Genomic DNA, 17,428 nt, shown 5'->3' on the forward strand with positions numbered 1-17,428 from the left:
GAGTACACGCTGCGTGATGATCGTCCCATGACAGACATCACAGGCACGGAGGAACAGCCCGTGGGCGCGTGCGAAGAGCCGGACGCACAGCCCACGGACAAGGAGACGCGGCACACGGACAGGGACGCGCAGAACGCACAGGACACGCAGGACGCACAGCGGCTGCGCCGGGCCGCCGCCTGGCGCGCGGCCCGCCGCGCCCTGGCCAGACCGCCCATGGAACTCCCGCTCCGCGAGCGGCTGGCCAGCCTGGCGGCCGGGGCCGGCTCCGTCACCGACCTCGACCGCCCCACGGACATGTACGGCGACGGGGTCGTCGCCGAGCTGGAGGAACGCGTCGCCCGGCTGCTGGGCATGGAGGCCGCCGCGTTCTTCCCGACCGGGACGATGGCCCAGCAGGTCGCGCTGCGCTGCTGGGCCGGGCGGACCGGCAACAGCACGGTGGCCCTGCATCCGCTGGCCCACCCCGAGGTGCACGAGCGCGGGGCGCTGGGGGCGGTGAGCGGGCTGCGCACCGTGCATCCGACGGCCGAGCCCCGGCTGCCCACGGCGTCGGAGATCCGAGACTTCGACGAGCCGTTCGGCACGCTGATGCTGGAGCTTCCGCTGCGCGACGCGGGTTACGTCCTGCCAACGTGGGAGGAGCTGGAGGATGTCGTGGAGGCCGCGCGGGAACGCGACGCTGTGGTGCACTTCGACGGTGCCCGGCTGTGGGAGTGCGCCGCCCACTTCGGCCGGGAGCTGCCGCAGATCGCGGCGCTCGCGGACAGCGTGTACGTGTCCTTCTACAAGACCCTCGGCGGCCTCGGCGGGGCCGCGCTGGCGGGGCCCCGGACCCTGATCGAGGAGGCCCGCACCTGGCGCCACCGGTACGGCGGCCTGCTCTTCCAGCAGTTCCCCGCCGCGATCACCGCCCTGATGGGCCTGGACCGGGAGCTGCCGCGGCTGCCCGCGTACGTGGCGCAGGCGAAGGTGGTCGCCGGGGCGCTGGCCGAGGCCTTCGCGGCGTCCGGCGCCGGTTGGTTCCGGGTCCATCCGGAGCCGCCTCACACGCACCAGTTCCAGGTGTGGCTGCCGTACCCGCCGGACGTCCTGGGCGAGGCGGCGGTGCGGCAGGCGGAGGAGACGGGCGTGTGCCTCTTCCGCCGCTGGTTCCCCGCGCCCGCCGGACCGCCCGGGATCTCGTACGCCGAGGTGACGGTGGGGCACGAGGGGCTGGAGTGGACCGCCGAGGACGTACGGGACGCGGCGCGGGCCTTCATGGAGCGGGTGGACGGAGCGGCCACCGTCTGACGGACGTCGGGCGGTGGTCTGAGCGGCCGCCGCCCGCCGCCCCGGGCGCAGCCCGCCGCCCGCCGCTGCCCCGGGGCCGCCCGTCGGCGGCCCGCCGATTGACGGCCCGCGTCAAACGACGCGGTGGCACCCCCGCCCACCCCGCACCATGGAGGGGTGAGCGTGCACATCGACATCGCCGGGCTGGCCCCCGAACGCATCGTCTTCGAGACCTCCCCCCTCGCCGAGCTGGGGCTGGCCCTGCACGCCCTCTCCGAGCCGGGCCACCATCCGGGCCTGCACGGCTGGGCGACGGCGACCGCGAGCGCGCTCGACCCGGACCTCGCCGACCGGCTCCACGAGGCCGAGTTCCTGTGGCGGCACACCTTCTCGGACGTCTTCATGCCGTTCGCCGGCATCCGGGGCGGCAACGGCCGGACGGGCGCGGGCCTCGCCGAGGACCTCGACATCCTCGACCGGCTGGACGACGAACGGTTCGTCGCCGCCGCCCTGGAGTTCGCCTGCAGCGGGTTCTACGGGCTCGGCGCGCCCTCCCCCCTCGGCGACGCGATGATGCGCGCCCGTGCCCTGGAGATGGCCGCGGCGCACGGGCCCCGGCAGGTGGAGTTCGCCCGGCGCCTGCTGGCCGACCCCGCGCCGGTGCGCGGCTGGGTACGGCGCCTGTTCGAGGACTGCGACCGGGCGTTCTTCGCGGACACCTGGCAGCGCGTACGGGTCCAGCTGGTCGCCGACGCCCGGCACAAGACCGATCTGCTGCACCGCAAGGGGATCGGCGAGGCGATGGCCGCGGTGTCCAGCGCGCTCAGCGTCGACGAGGCGTCCACCCTGATCAGCGCCGACAAGCTGAACGAGGGCCGCACCAGTGCGGTCGGCCCCGGGCTCACCCTCATCCCGTCCACCTTCGGCTGGCCCCACCTCAACCTGCTGCACGCGCCGGGCTGGCGCCCGGTGATCCACTACCCCGTGCACCAGCCGGAGCTGCCCTCCCCCGCCTCCGTCGAACTGCTCCAGCTGCGCATGGAGGCGCTGGCCCACCCGATGCGGATGCGGCTCTGCCGCCACCTCGCCCGCTCCGCGCACACCACCGGTCAGCTCGCCGACACCCACGGCATCACGGCCCCCGTGGTCTCCCGGCACCTCGCGGTGCTGAAGAAGGCGGGCCTGGTCACCACCCGGCGGCGCGGCCGGTACGTACTGCACCAGCTCGACCTGACCTCGGTGGCCCGGCTGGGCAGCGACTTCCTGGAGGGCATCCTGCGCTGAACCGGAGCCCGCCCGGCGTCAGTGCGCGCCGCCCCCGGCCCGGACCAGCCCCGTCTCGTACGCGAGGACCACGACCTGCACCCGGTCGCGCAGCTCCAGCTTGGTGAGGATGCGGCCCACGTGCGTCTTCACCGTCGCCTCGGAGAGCACCAGGCGCGCCGCGATCTCGCCGTTCGACAGGCCCTGGGCCACCAGCAGCATCACCTCGCGTTCGCGTTCGGTGAGCCGGGCGATGTCCTTGTGCTGCGGCTCGCCCGAGTGGCCCGGCAGCATCGGGGAGAAGCGGTCGAGCAGCCGCCGGGTGGTTGACGGGGCGACGACCGCGTCACCGCTGTGCACGGAGCGGATCGCGGCGAGCAGCTCGGCGGGCGGCACGTCCTTGAGCATGAAGCCGCTGGCCCCGGCCTTCAGCCCGGAGAAGGCGTACTCGTCGAGGTCGAAGGTGGTCAGGATGAGCACCTTGGGCGCGTCCGGCCGCTCGCAGATGCGCCGGGTGGCCTCGACCCCGTCCAGCTTCGGCATCCGTACGTCCATCAGCACCACGTCGACCTCGGTGGAGCGCAGGTTCTCGATCGCCTCCGCGCCGTCGCCGGCCTCGGCCACGACCTCCATGTCCGGCTGGGCGGCGAGCACCATCCGGAAGCCGGTGCGCAGCAGCGCCTGGTCATCGACGAGCATCACGCGGATCGCCATGAGGGGTCCTGTCTCCTGTTGTCCGAATATCCGGACGCCCATGGGTCCGGGGTTCTCCTGCGCGCCGGGCGTCAGGCCTGCTTGAGCGGCAGCAGCGCGCTGATCCGGAAGCCGCCACCGGGGCGCGGCCCGGCGTCCAGCGTGCCGCCGACCATCCCGACCCGCTCCCGCATGCCGATCATCCCGTGCCCCGCGCCGTCGGCGCCGCCGTCCTCGTACAGTTCGTGCGCCGCGCCCCGCCCGTCGTCCTCGACCAGCAGCCCGAGGCCGTCGTCGAAGTAGACCAGACGCACGCTGGCCCCGGCGTCCGGGCCGCCGTGCTTGCGGGTGTTGGTCAGGGCCTCCTGCACGATCCGGTACGCGGTCAGCTCGACCCCGCTGGGCAGCGGGCGCGGGGTGCCCTCGACCTTGAAGTCGACCGGCAGGCCGGTCTGCCGGACCTGCTCGATCAGGTCCTCGATCTGCTCCACGTCGGGCTGCGGGACGTATTCCCCGCTCTCCGGCACGTCGCCCGTACGCAGCACCCCGAGCAGTCGGCGCATCTCGGCGAGCGCCTGACGGCCGGTACTGGAGATGGTCTCCAGGGCCTGCTTGGCCTGGTCCGGCGCCGCGTCCATGACGTAGGCGGCGCCGTCGGCCTGCACCACCATCACCGACACGTTGTGCGCGACCACGTCGTGCAGCTCCCGGGCGATCCGGGCCCGCTCCGCCGCCACCGCGACCTTCGACTGCGCCTCGCGCTCCCGCTCCAGCCGGGCGGCCCGCTCCTCCAGCTGCCTGAAGTAGGCCCGCCGGGTCCGCATCGAGTCGCCGAGCACCCAGGCGAGCACGAACGGCACCGTCAGGACGACGACGATGAAGGCTTCCTCGGCCCAGCCGGCCCGTGGAATGTCCTCCGGCCAGCGCAGCTTGGACAGGGTCGCGGCGCCCAGACTGCACACCAGCGCGAGCCGGGACGCCCAGCGCTGCCCGACGGTCGCCACGGTGAAGACGATGACCAGCATCGCGAAGTTCATGGCACCGGGCGCCACGCCGATGGCCATCTGCGCCAGCCCCATCGCGATGGCGAGCAGCAGCATCTTCTCCGGCGCACGCCTGCGCAGTGCGACGACGGTGCAGTAGCCGAGCATGATCGGAACAGCGGCGACGCGCTCCCGCGTGCTCCCCCCGACTCCGGCCGCGGACAGGCCGGAGAGCCCGAGGAGGACGACGGCCCAGAAGACGTCGACGCCCAAGGGGTGTCTGCGGAGGAAGTCGTAGAGGCGCTGCACGTAACCCAGCGTAGGGAAAAGCATGGGGCTCGTGGGTCAGCCGAAGGGCCGATCCGGCTTACGGCACCGTACTCCCCAAGGTGGAGACTTGGCTCCGTGACGGATGAGTGGCGTGGGTGGCAGGAGGCGGCCGGGACCGCTCTCTACGGGGACGGCGGGTTCTACCGGAGCCCCGAGGGGCCCGCGGGCCACTTCCGTACCTCCGTGCACGCCTCCCCGCTCTTCGCCGCCGCCGTGGCCCGGCTGCTGGTCGCGACGGCCCGGGAGCTGGGCACCGACCGGGTCGATCTGGTGGACCTGGGAGCGGGCCGGGGCGAGCTGCTGACGGGGGTGCTGACCGCGCTGCCCGCCGAGGGCGGCGAGGGCCTGGCCGTACGGGCCCGCGCGGTGGAGCTGGCGGACCGGCCGCCGGGCCTCGATCCCCGGATCGAGTGGCGCGCGCAGCCGCCGCCGCGCACGTACGGGCTGCTGTTCGCCAACGAGTGGCTGGACAACGTCCCGGTCCCCGTCGCCGAGACCGACGCGGACGGCGTCGACCGGTACGTCCTGGTCCGGACACGGGACGGGGCGGAGCGGCTGGGGGCGCCGGTGACCGGGGCGGACGCGGCGTGGCTGCGCCGCTGGTGGCCCTCGGCCGGGCCGGGGAGCCGGGCGGAGATCGGCCGCCCCCGCGACGCCGCCTGGGCGCGGGCGGTGGGCACACTGGCCGGGGGGCTCGCGGTGGCGGTGGACTACGCCCACGACCGGGAGGCACGGCCGCCCTTCGGCACCCTGACCGGCTTCCGGGCGGGCCGGGAGGTGCGGCCGGTGCCGGACGGCGGCTGCGACCTCACCTCGCACGTGGCGCTGGACGCCTGTGCGGCGGCGGGCGCGGCGGTGGCCGGTACGGAGCCCGAGCTGCTGCCCCAGCGCGAGGCGCTGCACCGCCTCGGTGTGCACGGCGGGCGCCCGCCGCTGGCGCTGGCCTCGGCCGACCCCGCCGGATACGTACGGGCGCTGGCCTCGGCGGGCCAGGCGGCGGAACTGACGGCCCGGGGCGGCCTCGGCGACTTCGGCTGGCTGATGCAGCGCGGGGGTCCGGGCCCCGGCCCGGACGCGTTCACGCGATACTGACCGCATGACGGAGACGACGGTCGGCATCGGCGGCGCGGCGGAGAGCACGGACATGGTGCTCAACATCGGTCCGCAGCACCCCTCCACGCACGGCGTGCTCCGGCTGCGGATCGTGCTGGACGGCGAGCGGGTGCTGAGCGCGGAGCCCGTCGTCGGCTACATGCACCGCGGTGCGGAGAAGCTGTTCGAGGCCCGCGACTACCGGCAGATCGTGATGCTCGCCAACCGCCACGACTGGCTGTCGGCGTTCTCCAACGAGCTGGGCGTCGTGATGGCCGTGGAGCGGATGCTCGGCATGGAGGTCCCGGAGCGCGCGGTGTGGACCCGTACGCTGCTCGCCGAGCTGAACCGGGTGCTGAACCATCTGATGTTCCTCGGTTCGTACCCGCTCGAACTCGGCGGGATCACTCCGGTCTTCCACGCCTTCCGGGAGCGCGAGGAGCTCCAGGCCGTGATGGAGGAGGTCTCCGGCGGCCGGATGCACTACATGTTCAACCGGGTCGGCGGCCTCAAGGAGGACCTTCCGGCGGGCTGGACCGGCCGTGTCCGCGACGCCGTCGCCTCGGTCCGTTCCCGGATGGACGTCTACGACGACCTGGTGCTCGGCAACGAGATCTTCCGGGGCCGCACCCGCGGGGTGGGTGTGCTCAGCACCGGCGCGGTGCACGCGTACGGGGTGTCCGGGCCGATCGCCCGCGCCTCCGGCGTCGACTTCGACCTGCGGCGCGACGAGCCGTACCTGGCGTACGGGGAGCTCCAGGACACCCTGAAGGTGGTCACCCGGACCGAGGGCGACTGCCTGGCCCGCTTCGAGTGCCTGCTGGAGCAGACGCACAACGCGCTGGACCTCGCGGACGCCTGCCTGGACCGGCTGACCGCGCTGGCGCCCGGCCCGGTCAACCAGCGGCTGCCCAAGGTCCTGAAGGCCCCCGAGGGCCACACCTACGCCTGGACCGAGAACCCGCTCGGCATCAACGGCTACTACCTGGTCTCCAAGGGCGAGAAGACCCCGTACCGGCTGAAGCTCCGCTCCGCCTCGTACAACAACATCCAGGCGCTCACCGAACTGCTGCCGGGCACCCTGGTCGCCGACATGGTGGCGATCCTGGGCTCGCTCTTCTTCGTCGTCGGCGACATCGACAAGTAGCGCCGCCCGGCCCGCGTCCTCCTACGAGATCGCGCTGCGCAGCTCCACCACGTCGAGCTGCTCGGTCTCGTCGTGCGCGGTCAGGTCGATGACCTTGCCGACAGCCCCTTTCACGGCCTTGTCCGTGCGGTGCGCGGCCAGCGCCTCCTCGCCCACCACGTCGGCGAGATCCTCGTCCTGCACGGACTCGATCGCAGCGCTCGCCTTGTGCGTGCCGAAGAAGTCGAAGCTGCCCTGCGGCACCGGCTGGCGGCGCGGCGGCGTGTACGGGGCGACGGCCGCGGCGGCCGGCGCGGGACGGGCCGGGGGCAGCGCGGCGGACTGCCGGGCCGGGGGCAGCGGGGCCGGGGGACGCAGATGACGCGCGGCCGTGTGGTCCTCGTTCACGGCGGGGGCGTGGACGGCCGGACGTGGTGCGATCTCGCTCCGCCGGGCCTGCTCGGCGGTGCGGCGGGCCTCCTGGAGCGCGGCGTTGCGGGAGAGGTCCTGAAGCGCCTGGGCGGCCCGGAGATAGGCGCCCTGCGTCGGCGTGCTGCGCGCGGCGGTCAGCTCGCGGGGCGCGGTGGCGGCCTCCAGCGCGAGCTGTCTGCGGCCCTCCAGGGCGCTGGCCCGGCCGGTCTCGGCGTTGGCGTACCGGCGCAGCAGCGCGGCGTGCTCCCCGCGCAGGCCGGCGAGCTCCACGCGCTTGCGGCGCAGCTTCGTCTCCAGCCGGGCGCGCAGCTCGCGCGATTCCTCCAGATCGGACTCCAGCTCGGCGATCCGCTCCTCGGCCCGCCACTCGTCGCCCGCTCGTGCCCGGGTCAGCTCGGCGACACGGCGCCCGGCGTCCCGGTCCCAGCTGCGCATCAGATACGCGCCGGCCACCGCGGCCACCGCCGCCGCGGCCACCAGTCCGCGCAGGACCAGGGGCTCGGCAAGCAGCCAGGAACCGGCGGCACAGACGACCGATGCTCCGACGACCGCCGAGGGCGGAAGGATTCTGTGCAGAGGTGGCGAATGGCGATGGCGTCCACGTGGCATGGCCTGAAATTTACCGTGTGTGCGGGGCACTTGGGGGGCCGCCCGCCAATCTGTTCCCTGCCGGTTACCTGACGGCCCCCCTTTCCCTCCGTTTTCTACTTCGCGACGAGTCCCTTCGCCCGCAGATAGTCCCCGGCGACATCGGCGGGCTTTGCGCGCTCGGCGTCGACCTTGCGGTTCAGTTCCGCGAGATCCTCAGTGGTGAGCGCCTTGGTGAGCTTGCCGAGCGCTTCGGCGATCTCCGGCGAACCGGCGTCCTTCGCATTGACGACCGGCAGGACGTTGTCGGCGTTCTGGAGCTTCTTGTCGTCCTCCAGGAACACCAGGTCATAGCTGTCCAGCACGGCGTCGGTGGTGGTGGTGAGGACCAGTTGGTCCTTGCCGTCCTTGACCGCCTGCTTGGCCTGCGGAGTGCCGACTCCCTTGGGATCGATTCCGGTGACGTCGATGCCGTACGTCTTCTTCAGTCCGGGGGCGCAGAAGGGCCGCACCTCGCACTCGTCGCCCGCCGCGATCTTCACCGGGACCTTCGACCGGCCGAGGTCGGAAAGCGTCCGGAGCTTGTTCTTCGCGGCGAATTCCTTGGTCACCGCGAAGGCGTTCTGATCGACCGCGGCACCGGGCGGGAGGATCTTCAGCCCGCGCGGGACGGCGAGCTTCTCCAGGGCGGCGACGGTGGCCGTCGCGTCGCCCGAGGCGACCGGCGCCTTCTCGGCCTTCTTCGCGCCGTTCACCTTGGCATTGAGGAATTCGGCGATCGTCGCCGCGTATTCGGGAACGACGTCGATCTCCCCCTTCTCCAGGGACGGCTCGTACAGCTCCCGGTTGGCGACGGTGGTGACCGAGGTGCGGTACCCGGCGTCGGCCAGGATCTGCGCGTACAGCTCGGCGAGGACCTTGGACTCGGTGAAGGAGGCGGCGCCGACGACCAGCGAGCCCTTCGTGCCGGAGTCCGCCGCCGGGCCTCCCTTCTCCTTCTCCAGGCTGTCGCCGCCGCAAGCGGCGAGCGAACCGGCCAGCGCGGCCATGCCGATGACCGCGCCGGCTATGCGCGAGGACTTGCTCATGGTTGTTCTCCGTCCACAGCAACAGGGTGGGTAAGGGGATCTACGAGGAAGAGGCACCGGGCGGCCTCCGCCCCTTCGTCAGGCCGTCCGGCGGCGGCGCAGCGGCGACAGCAGCCGGTCCAGGCCCACCAGCACCGCTTCCACCAGCAGCGCGAGCAGGGCGACCAGCACCGCCCCCGCGACCACCTGGGGGGTGTTGTAGGTGTTGAACCCGGCGGTGATGATCCGGCCGAGACCGCCCTGGCCGACCATCGCGGCGATCGTGGCCGTGGCGACCACCTGGACCGCGGCGGAGCGCAGCCCGGTCATCACCATCGGGTAGGCCAGCGGCAGCTCGACCCGGAGAAAGAGCTGGCGCCCGGACATGCCCATGCCGCGTGCCGCCTCCGTCACCGACCGGTCGACCTCCGTCATCCCGACGTAGGCGTTGGTCAGCAGCGGCGGCACCGCGAACAGCACCAGCGCGATGACCGTCGGCACGTATCCGGCGTTGCGCAGCGGCGAGACCATGAAGAGGGCCAGCACGGCGAAGACCGGGACCGCCCGCCCCACGTTGGACAGGTTGACGGCCAGCGTGCCGCCCTTCCCGATGTGCCCCAGGTACAGGGCGACGGGCAGCGCGACCGCGCACGCCAGGGTGAGCGCGAGACCGCTCACGTACAGATGCTCGGCGAGCCGGTGGGCCGCGCCGCTCTCCCCCGACCAGTTGGCCCCGGTGGTGAGCCAGGTCCAGGCTTCGCCCAGAACTCCCATGGAATCAGACCGCCTTCGCCGCGGTGTCCGCCGCCGCGGGCGCGGGGCGTATTCGGGTCCAGGGGGTCAGCAGCCGCTGCACACCGAGCAGCAGCAGATCCGCGACGACCGCGAGCAGGACGCACAGCACCGAGGCGGTGAGCACCTGAGCTTTGAAGAAGCTGGGCAGCGCGTCCCCGATGAGATTGCCCAGACCGCCCCGGCCGACGATCGAGCCGACCGTCGTCAGCGCGACCGTCGACACCGTGGCGATCCGCACTCCGGCCATCAACGCGGGCATCGCCAGGGGCAGTTCGACCTCCCAGAGCAGGCGCACCGGACCGTAGCCCATGCCTCGCGCGGCCTCCTTCGCCTCCCCGGGGACGGCTTCGAGGCCCGCCAGGATGTTCCGCACGAGGATGGTCAGCGAATAGAGCACGAGACCGGTGACCACCAGCGCCGCGGAGAGCCCGAAGAAGGGCAGCAGCAGCGAGAACAGGGCGAGCGAGGGCACCGTGTAGAGAACCGTCGTCAGCCCGAGCACCGGAGCGGCGAAACGGCGGCCGCGACGCGCCAGGAGCGCCAGCGGAAAGGCCACCAGGAGCCCGATCACCACCGAGACCACGGTGATCCAGATGTGCTGGACCGTCGCGTCGGCCAACTCCTGGCTGCGGGAACGGAGATACTCCCCGCAGATCCAGTCGTTCGTCACCAGGCAGTTCTCACCCGCGGCCATCCGTCCCCACCTCCCGCCGACGCATCGTACGTATGTCTGGTGACCCTATCCTCGGCCACTGACAATCGCCGGAGCCGTTGTATTTCAGCAACATGTCCTTCACAGAACTCGCGCCACAATGGGGAACCATGATCCGTTTCGAGCACGTCACCAAGCGGTACGCGGACGGCACCACCGCCGTCGACGACCTTTCCTTCGAGGTCGCCGAGGGTGAACTGGTCACGCTCGTCGGACCGTCCGGATGCGGCAAGACGACGACCATGAAGATGGTGAACCGGCTGATCGAACCGACCGAGGGCCGGATATGCGTCGACGGGGACGACATATCCGCCATCGACCCCGTCCTGCTGCGCCGCCGTATCGGATATGTGATCCAGCAGGTGGGGCTCTTCCCGCACCGCACGATCCTGGAGAACACCGCGACCGTCCCGCATCTGCTGGGCTGGAAAAAGGGAAAGGGCAGGGCACGCGCGGCCGAACTCCTCGACCTGGTCGGACTTGATCCTTCCGTTTATGGTGACCGCTATCCGGAACAGCTCTCCGGCGGCCAGCGCCAACGCGTCGGCGTGGCACGGGCCCTGGCCGCCGACCCGCCGGTCCTGCTGATGGACGAGCCTTTCGGCGCGGTCGACCCGGTCGTACGGGAACGGCTGCAGAACGAATTCCTGAAACTTCAGGAACAGGTCCGGAAAACCGTCCTGTTCGTCACCCATGACATCGAGGAAGCCGTCCGGCTCGGCGACCGGATCGCCGTCTACGGGCAGGGCTCCATCGAGCAGTTCGACACCCCCGCCACCGTGCTCGGTGCCCCCGCCAGCCGTTACGTCGCGGACTTCGTCGGTGCCGACCGCGGTCTCAAGCGGCTCTCCGTGACCCCCGTCGAGGAGAGCGACCTCGACCAGCCCCCGGTCGTCCATCTCGACGACCCCCTGTCCCGGGCCACCGAACGGCTCCGCGCCGAGGGGGCTCGCTGGGCCGTCGTCCTGGACGGCGAGGACCAGCTGCACGGCTGGCTCCCGGCCGACGCCACCGAAACCGCCAACGCGACCGCGACCGCAGCCGACGGGACCGTACGCGCGCACGCCCGCCGGATGGAGGCGTGGCTGCCGCTCGGCGCCCCGCTCAAGCAGGCGTTCTCCACCATGCTCCAGCACGACGCGGGCTGGATCGCCGTGATCGACGCGCAGAGCACCGGCCGCTTCCTCGGCGTCCTCACCCCGGCCCGGCTGCACGAGGCGCTGCGCCGCTCGATCGACGCGGACGCCCAGGACCTCCCGCGCGCCGAGGTGACGGTCGAGACCGTGGAGCGCGCCACGCGCTGAGCCGGGGCGCGGAGGGGAGAGGCAGGGCCGGACGGGACCGGCCCGGCGCGTGCCGGCCCGTCAGTTCTCGCTGAGGCGGCTGCTCAGCCAGTCCAGCGCCGAGGGGATCTCCCGCCGCCAGGTGTTGAAGTTGTGCCCGCCGCCGTCGAGCACGACCGACGACGCCGGGGCGGGCGCCTTCACCTTGGCGATGAACTGCCGCGTGGCCTTGTAGTTGCCCTCCCCGTGCCGGGAGGTGGTGACGAGGAAGGACGCGTCGGGCTGCGGCAGGCTGCCCAGCGTCCGCATCAGGTCCGCCCGGTTCCGCGCGTCCTGGTCGCCCTGGAAGAGGTCACCGGTCGTCGGGTCCTCGGCCGCCTCGTAGTACGCGGAGAGCCCGGCGCTCGCGATGAACCGGTCCGGGTGGTGCAGCCCGATCCTCAGCGCGCAGTACCCGCCGGTCGAATTGCCGATGATGCCCCAGTTACGGGCCCGCTTGCCGACCCGGTACGACTCCGCGACCGCCTGCGGCAGATCCTCGGCGAGATAGGTCTCGGTCTGCGGCCCGCCCTTGATGTCCACGCACTCGGTGTCCCGCGGCGGCGCGACCGTCGGCCGCAGCATCACCAGGATCATCGGCTGCGCCCGTCCGGCCTTCACCCGTTCGTGTGCGGTCCGCGGGTACGCGAGCCCCTTCAGGAGGTTCTCCGCGACCCCGGGACAGCCGGTGAGCACCACGACCGCGGGGAACGCGCGGCGCGCGAACGCCGGCTGGAAGTACTCCGGCGGCAGATACACGTACGCCGAGCTCTCGATCTCCGACCGCTTGCCCGCGACCACGACCTTGTCGATCCGCCCGCCCACCTCGGGCCGCGATCCTCCCGGCACCTCCGGCCGCTGCACCCCGACCCGGACGATGTTCTTCGAGGCCAGCGTGGCCGCCGCGTGGTCCGTGACCACACCCAGGTCCTGCTTCCGGCCGAACAGGTCCGACCACGACCCGTAGAAGAGGAAGGAGTTGTTCGCCAGCAGGGCCACCGTGACGAAGAGGGACACCTGGGTCACCAGCAGCAGGCCGACCCCGCCGGACACCGCGGACACGCTGCTGCGGGACAGCCGCGGCCAGAGCCAGACCGTGGCGGCGAAGAACACCACGGCCAGCGCGATCGCCAGAACCAGAAGCGTCTTACTGGTAAGACCATGGATGGTGAGCTTTCTTGTCTGGAAATTTCCGTACGGCGGTGAACCCGCGGCCCGGAAGCCTCGTCCTACAGGGCGCACATCGTCCGAAGGCATATGTCCGAAGGACTCAAGAATCTCTCGCGGAACCACGGGAAGCGATGTCTGTCACGCTAGATGGGGATAAATCGGGATCGGTTCCGAGTCCCGTAGCCAAGTTCGTACGCGGCCCCCGCCCCGAAACGGTACCGGGGCTCGTCGGTACCGCCTGCACCGTCGTCGGCCTGATCGACGTCGCCGCCGGCGTCTTCCCCCGCTTCCGGCACAGCCGGATGCACACCCTCGCCGAAGTGCTGCCCGGAGCCCTCGGGCCGTTCGCCGCCGCGCTCTCGCTGAGCGCCGGTGTCCTGCTCCTGCTCCTCGCCCACGGCCTCAAGCGGCGCAAGCGGCGGGCCTGGCGGGCCGCCGTCCTGCTGCTCCCGGCCGGTGCGCTGGCACAGTTCACCTACCGTCACTCGGTCATCGGCGCCCTGGTCTCGCTGGCGCTGTGCATGCTGCTGATCCGTCACCGCGGCGAGTTCGCCGCGCTCCCCGACGCCCGCAGCCGCTGGCGCGCTCTGGCCAACTTCGTGCTGCTCGGCGCGGGTTCGCTCGCCCTCGGGCTGGCCATCGTCAACGCGCACCCCGGCCGGGTGGTGGGCAGCCCCAGCATCGCCGACCGCCTCCAGCACGTGCTGTACGGAATGCTCGGCATCGAGGGCCCCGTCCGGTACGCCGACGACACCTCCTGGACCGTGGCCTACTCCCTCGGCGCCCTCGGCCTGCTCACCGCCGTCACCACCGTCTACTTCGCCTTCCGCCCCGAGCACCCGGCCGCCCGCCTCACCGAGGACGACGAGGCCCGGCTGCGGGTCCTGCTGGAGAAGCACGGCGGGCGCGACTCGCTCGGCCACTTCGCGCTCCGCCGCGACAAGGGCGTCGTCTTCTCCCCCAGCGGCAAGGCCGCCGTCTGCTACCGGGTGGTGTCCGGGGTGATGCTGGCCAGCGGCGACCCGATCGGTGACGTGGAGGCCTGGCCAGGCGCCATCGAACGCTTCATGGACGAGGCCAGGGCCCACTCCTGGACCCCCGCCGTGATGGGGTGCAGCGAGACCGGCGGCGAGGTCTGGACCCGCGAGACCGGGCTCGACGCCCTGGAGCTCGGCGACGAGGCGGTGGTGGACGTCGCGGATTTCTCGCTCGCCGGACGCCCGATGCGCAACGTGCGCCAGATGGTGAAGCGCATTGAACGCCTCGGCTACGAGACCCGCGTCCGGCGTGTCCGTGACATCGGCGAGGACGAGCTCGCCCGCATCCGCCGCGCCGCCGACGACTGGCGCGGCACCGACCACGAGCGCGGCTTCTCCATGGCGCTCGGCCGACTCGGCGACCATGCCGACGGGGACTGCGTCATCGCCACCGCCCACAAGGCCGGCGACCCTGGCTCCGCATCCCCGTACGGCGACCTGAAGGCCGTGCTCCACTTCGTCCCCTGGGGCACCGACGGCATGTCCCTCGACCTGATGCGCCGCGACCGCTGCGCCGACCCCGGCATGAACGAACTGCTGATCGTCGCCGCCCTCCAGGCCGCCCCCGGGCTCGCGGTCACGCGGGTCTCACTGAACTTCGCGATGTTCCGCTCGGCCCTCGCCCGCGGCGAGAAACTGGGCGCGGGACCGGTGCTGCGGACCTGGCGCGGGCTGCTGATCTTCCTCTCGCGCTGGTTCCAGATCGAGTCGCTGTACAAGTTCAACGCCAAGTTCCGGCCCCGCTGGGAGCCCCGTTTCGTGGTCTACCGCAACGCCGGGGACCTGCCCAGAATCTCGTTCGCCGCCATGCAGGCGGAGGGCTTCGTGAGCTTCTCCCTCCCCCGCCCCTTCGCCCGCCGCTTCCCGTCCCCCGGGCCCCGCCCCTGCGCCCACGCCCCCGCTCCGGGCCCGGAGCGGCACGCGCACGCGGCATAGTCCCCCTCTGCACGGGCCTACGCTGGAGGCATGAGTACGTTGCGTGGACGCGGCACGGTCCAGGGCCTGCCGGAGTGGGGCCGCTGCGCGGTCATGGGTGTCGTGAACGTGACCCCGGACTCCTTCTCCGACGGGGGCCGCTGGTTCGACACCACGGCCGCGGTCAAACACGGCCTCGACCTGGTCGCCCAGGGCGCCGACCTGATCGACGTCGGCGGTGAGTCGACCCGCCCCGGCGCCAGCCGGGTGGACGCCGAGGAGGAGCTGCGACGCGTGGTCCCGGTGGTCAGGGGCCTGGCCGCCGAAGGGGTCACGGTCTCCGTCGACACCATGCGGGCCCGGGTCGCCGAGCAGGCGGTCACGGCGGGCGCCGCCCTGGTCAACGACGTGAGCGGCGGCCTCGCCGACCCCGACATGGTCCCGGTCGTCGCCGCGGCCGGGGCCCCCTTCGTCGTGATGCACTGGCGCGGCTTCAGCGAGTCCATGAACAGCCGCGCGGTGTACGGGGACGTCGTCACCGAGGTCGTCGAGGAGCTGCGCGAACGGATGGACGCCGTGGTCACGGGCGGTATCGCCCCGGAACGCATCGTGATCGACCCCGGCCTCGGCTTCGCCAAGGAGGCCGCCCACGACCTCGCCCTGATCGCGGGCCTCGACGCGCTGCACACCCTGGGCCGCCCCCTGCTGGTCGCCGCCTCCCGCAAGCGCTTCCTCGGCCACGTACTGGCCGGCGAGGGCGCCTCGCCGCCGCCCGCCCGTGAACGCGACGCCGCCACCGCGGCCGTCTCCGCGCTCTCGGCCCACGCCGGCGCCTGGGCCGTCCGGGTCCACGAGGTACGCGCCACGGCCGACGCCGTACGGGTCGCGCGCGCCGTCGAGGGAGCCGCGTGAGCTCGGGCCGCGACGAGCACGCGGAGGCCGCCGCCGACATCGCCGCCGTCGAGCGGGCCAACACCGCCTTCTACGAGGCGATGGAGCGCGGTGACCTTGAGGAGCTCTCCGGGCTCTGGCTGCCGGGCGAGGACCTCACCGTCTCCTGCGTCCACCCGGGCTGGCCGGTGCTGAGCGGCCGCGGCGAGGTGCTCCGCAGCTACGCGCTGATCATGGCGAACACCGACTACATCCAGTTCTTCCTGACCGACGTCGGGGTCTCGATGACCGGCGACACCGCCCTGGTGACCTGCACGGAGAACATCCTCAGCGGCGGTCCCGCGGAGGACGGCAACGCGCTGGGCCCGCTGGTCGGCCAGCTCGTCGTGGCCACCAATGTGTTCCGCCGCACACCGGACGGCTGGAAACTCTGGTCCCACCACGGCTCGCCCGTACTGACCGAAACCGGCGAGGAAGCGGACGAAGAGCCCTCCTCCTGACCCGGTCTCCGGGCGGTCGTGCCCCCGGAAGGGGTTGGAACCGGCAAGCGCGGGTATACGCGGCTACCAGTCCCCGTGGAGCCGCCCCAAGGACCCACGGGCGAGCACTGTCGGTGCTCGCAGGTAAATTCGAAAGTGGGCACCACGCCGTCTGCACGCGGCCCCGTGTCTCAGGACCAACGACAGCAGGAGTGATTCGCGTGGATCGTGTCGCGCTGCGCGGCCTCAAGGCCCGTGGGCACCATGGCGTCTTTCCCAAGGAGCGGGAGGAGGGCCAGACGTTCATCGTCGACCTGGTGCTCGGTCTCGACACCCGCCCCGCCGCGGCCTCCGACGACCTGACGAAGACCGTGCACTACGGCGTCGTCGCGGAGGAGGTCGTCGAGGTGGTGCGGGGTGAGCCCGTCGATCTGATCGAGACGCTCGCGGACCGCATCGCCCGCACGTGCCTCAGGCACGAAGGGGTCGAGGAGGTGGAGGTCGTGGTGCACAAGCCGGACGCGCCGATCACCGTCCCCTTCGACGATGTCACCATCACCATCACCCGGAGCCGAGCATGACCTCGTTTTCCACCGAAGGGCAGAGCGACCCGACCGTCCAGCCGGTACCCGCCTCCGTGGTCGAGCAGGTGGACGCGGCGGACATCACGCTCTCCAACCCCAAGCGTGCCGTGATCTCCCTCGGCTCCAACCTCGGCAACCGCCTGGAGACGCTCCAGGGCGCCATCGACGCCCTGGAGGACACCCCCGGCCTCCGGGTCAAGGCGGTCTCCCCGGTGTACGAGACGGAGCCGTGGGGCGTCGCCCCCGGCTCCCAGCCCTCGTACTTCAACGCGGTGATCGTCGTGAAGACGACCCTCCCCCCGTCCTCCCTGCTGGAGCGCGGCCAGGCCGTCGAGGAGGCCTTCGAGCGGGTCCGCGAGGAGCGCTGGGGCCCGCGCACCATAGACGTCGACATCGTGGCGTACGCCGACGTCGTCTCCGACGACCCGGTCCTCACCCTCCCCCACCCCAGGGCCGCCGAGCGGGCCTTCGTCCTCGCCCCGTGGCTGGACATCGACCCCGAGGCCCAGCTGCCCGGCGCCGGGCCGGTGGCCCAGCTGCTGGCCACGGTCGGCCGGGACGGCGTACTGCCCCGGGCCGACCTGGAACTCCGGCTGCCCGAGTAGTCGTTAGGCTCGACGCAGAAGGCCCGTCCGGAACGGCGGAACGGACCACCGGCGACATGGCCGCACGGGCGG

Annotated in this window: 17 protein-coding genes; 10 read left to right on the forward strand and 7 right to left on the reverse strand. The window is 72.3% G+C overall.

All coding sequences use genetic code 11. The features are described 5' to 3' along the window. Positions 1-27 precede the first annotated feature (27 nt). Complete coding sequence (locus tag ACFVWY_RS23165; protein ID WP_389875516.1) at positions 28-1,293, forward strand: threonine aldolase family protein; 1,266 nt, start codon at positions 28-30, stop codon at positions 1,291-1,293. Between the two features lie 162 nt (positions 1,294-1,455). After that, positions 1,456-2,556, forward strand: coding sequence for a DUF5937 family protein (locus tag ACFVWY_RS23170; RefSeq protein ID WP_389875746.1), 1,101 nt, complete (start codon positions 1,456-1,458; stop codon positions 2,554-2,556). A gap of 18 nt (positions 2,557-2,574) precedes the next feature. Here the strand turns inward: ACFVWY_RS23170 and ACFVWY_RS23175 are convergent, their stop codons facing one another. Continuing rightward, positions 2,575-3,249, reverse strand: coding sequence for a response regulator (locus ACFVWY_RS23175; RefSeq protein ID WP_389875519.1), 675 nt, complete (start codon positions 3,247-3,249; stop codon positions 2,575-2,577). A gap of 71 nt (positions 3,250-3,320) precedes the next feature. Next, positions 3,321-4,520: a sensor histidine kinase gene (locus tag ACFVWY_RS23180; RefSeq protein ID WP_389875522.1), complete on the reverse strand. Its 1,200-nt coding sequence runs from the start codon at positions 4,518-4,520 to the stop codon at positions 3,321-3,323. Between the two features lie 96 nt (positions 4,521-4,616). Between ACFVWY_RS23180 and ACFVWY_RS23185 the strand changes: the two genes are divergently transcribed. Both ACFVWY_RS23185 and ACFVWY_RS23190 read left to right on the forward strand, forming a co-directional pair. After that, positions 4,617-5,633, forward strand: a complete 1,017-nt coding sequence (locus tag ACFVWY_RS23185; RefSeq protein ID WP_389875525.1) for an SAM-dependent methyltransferase — start codon at positions 4,617-4,619, stop codon at positions 5,631-5,633. 4 nt (positions 5,634-5,637) lie between these two features. After that, positions 5,638-6,780 carry an NADH-quinone oxidoreductase subunit D gene (locus ACFVWY_RS23190; RefSeq protein ID WP_389875527.1) on the forward strand — a complete coding sequence of 381 codons (1,143 nt, stop codon included), beginning with the start codon at positions 5,638-5,640 and terminating at the stop codon, positions 6,778-6,780. A gap of 21 nt (positions 6,781-6,801) precedes the next feature. On the opposite strand, the gene ACFVWY_RS23195 is transcribed toward ACFVWY_RS23190, so the two are convergent. From ACFVWY_RS23195 to ACFVWY_RS23210, 4 genes are all read right to left on the reverse strand, one after another. After that, entirely contained in the window at positions 6,802-7,800 is a 999-nt protein-coding gene (locus ACFVWY_RS23195; protein WP_389875530.1) for a hypothetical protein, read from the reverse strand. A 95-nt stretch (positions 7,801-7,895) separates the two neighbouring features. Further along, positions 7,896-8,867: an ABC transporter substrate-binding protein gene (locus ACFVWY_RS23200; protein WP_389875533.1), complete on the reverse strand. Its 972-nt coding sequence runs from the start codon at positions 8,865-8,867 to the stop codon at positions 7,896-7,898. A gap of 78 nt (positions 8,868-8,945) precedes the next feature. Next, positions 8,946-9,620 (reverse strand): ABC transporter permease, encoded by a 675-nt coding sequence (locus tag ACFVWY_RS23205; protein WP_389875535.1) that lies wholly within the window; start codon positions 9,618-9,620, stop codon positions 8,946-8,948. 4 nt (positions 9,621-9,624) lie between these two features. Continuing rightward, entirely contained in the window at positions 9,625-10,335 is a 711-nt protein-coding gene (locus ACFVWY_RS23210) for an ABC transporter permease (RefSeq protein ID WP_389875538.1), read from the reverse strand. Positions 10,336-10,463: 128 nt separating this feature from the next. On the opposite strand from ACFVWY_RS23210, the gene ACFVWY_RS23215 reads away from it, so the two are divergent. Next, positions 10,464-11,657, forward strand: a complete 1,194-nt coding sequence (locus tag ACFVWY_RS23215; RefSeq protein ID WP_389875541.1) for an ABC transporter ATP-binding protein — start codon at positions 10,464-10,466, stop codon at positions 11,655-11,657. Between the two features lie 60 nt (positions 11,658-11,717). On the opposite strand, the gene ACFVWY_RS23220 is transcribed toward ACFVWY_RS23215, so the two are convergent. Further along, a complete protein-coding gene (locus ACFVWY_RS23220) occupies positions 11,718-12,791 on the reverse strand; it encodes an alpha/beta hydrolase (protein ID WP_389875544.1) in 1,074 nt (357 codons plus the stop codon). A 185-nt stretch (positions 12,792-12,976) separates the two neighbouring features. Between ACFVWY_RS23220 and ACFVWY_RS23225 the strand changes: the two genes are divergently transcribed. From ACFVWY_RS23225 to folK, 5 genes are all read left to right on the forward strand, one after another. After that, a complete protein-coding gene (locus ACFVWY_RS23225; protein ID WP_389875547.1) occupies positions 12,977-14,818 on the forward strand; it encodes a phosphatidylglycerol lysyltransferase domain-containing protein in 1,842 nt (613 codons plus the stop codon). A gap of 93 nt (positions 14,819-14,911) precedes the next feature. Then, positions 14,912-15,709 carry a dihydropteroate synthase gene (gene folP, locus ACFVWY_RS23230; RefSeq protein WP_389875749.1) on the forward strand — a complete coding sequence of 266 codons (798 nt, stop codon included), beginning with the start codon at positions 14,912-14,914 and terminating at the stop codon, positions 15,707-15,709. Next, a complete protein-coding gene (locus ACFVWY_RS23235) occupies positions 15,706-16,188 on the forward strand; it encodes a nuclear transport factor 2 family protein (protein ID WP_389875550.1) in 483 nt (160 codons plus the stop codon). The genes folP and ACFVWY_RS23235 overlap by 4 nt, the downstream gene beginning before the upstream one ends. Before the next feature lie 200 nt (positions 16,189-16,388). Further along, on the forward strand, positions 16,389-16,748 hold the full coding sequence (gene folB, locus ACFVWY_RS23240; RefSeq protein ID WP_389875553.1) for a dihydroneopterin aldolase: 360 nt from the start codon (positions 16,389-16,391) through the stop codon (positions 16,746-16,748). Beyond that, positions 16,745-17,356, forward strand: a complete 612-nt coding sequence (folK, locus tag ACFVWY_RS23245) for a 2-amino-4-hydroxy-6-hydroxymethyldihydropteridine diphosphokinase (RefSeq protein WP_389875556.1) — start codon at positions 16,745-16,747, stop codon at positions 17,354-17,356. The genes folB and folK overlap by 4 nt, the downstream gene beginning before the upstream one ends. Positions 17,357-17,428 lie beyond the last annotated feature (72 nt).

This window comes from Streptomyces sp. NPDC058195 (assembly GCF_042883525.1).
GTDB lineage: Bacteria > Actinomycetota > Actinomycetes > Streptomycetales > Streptomycetaceae > Streptomyces.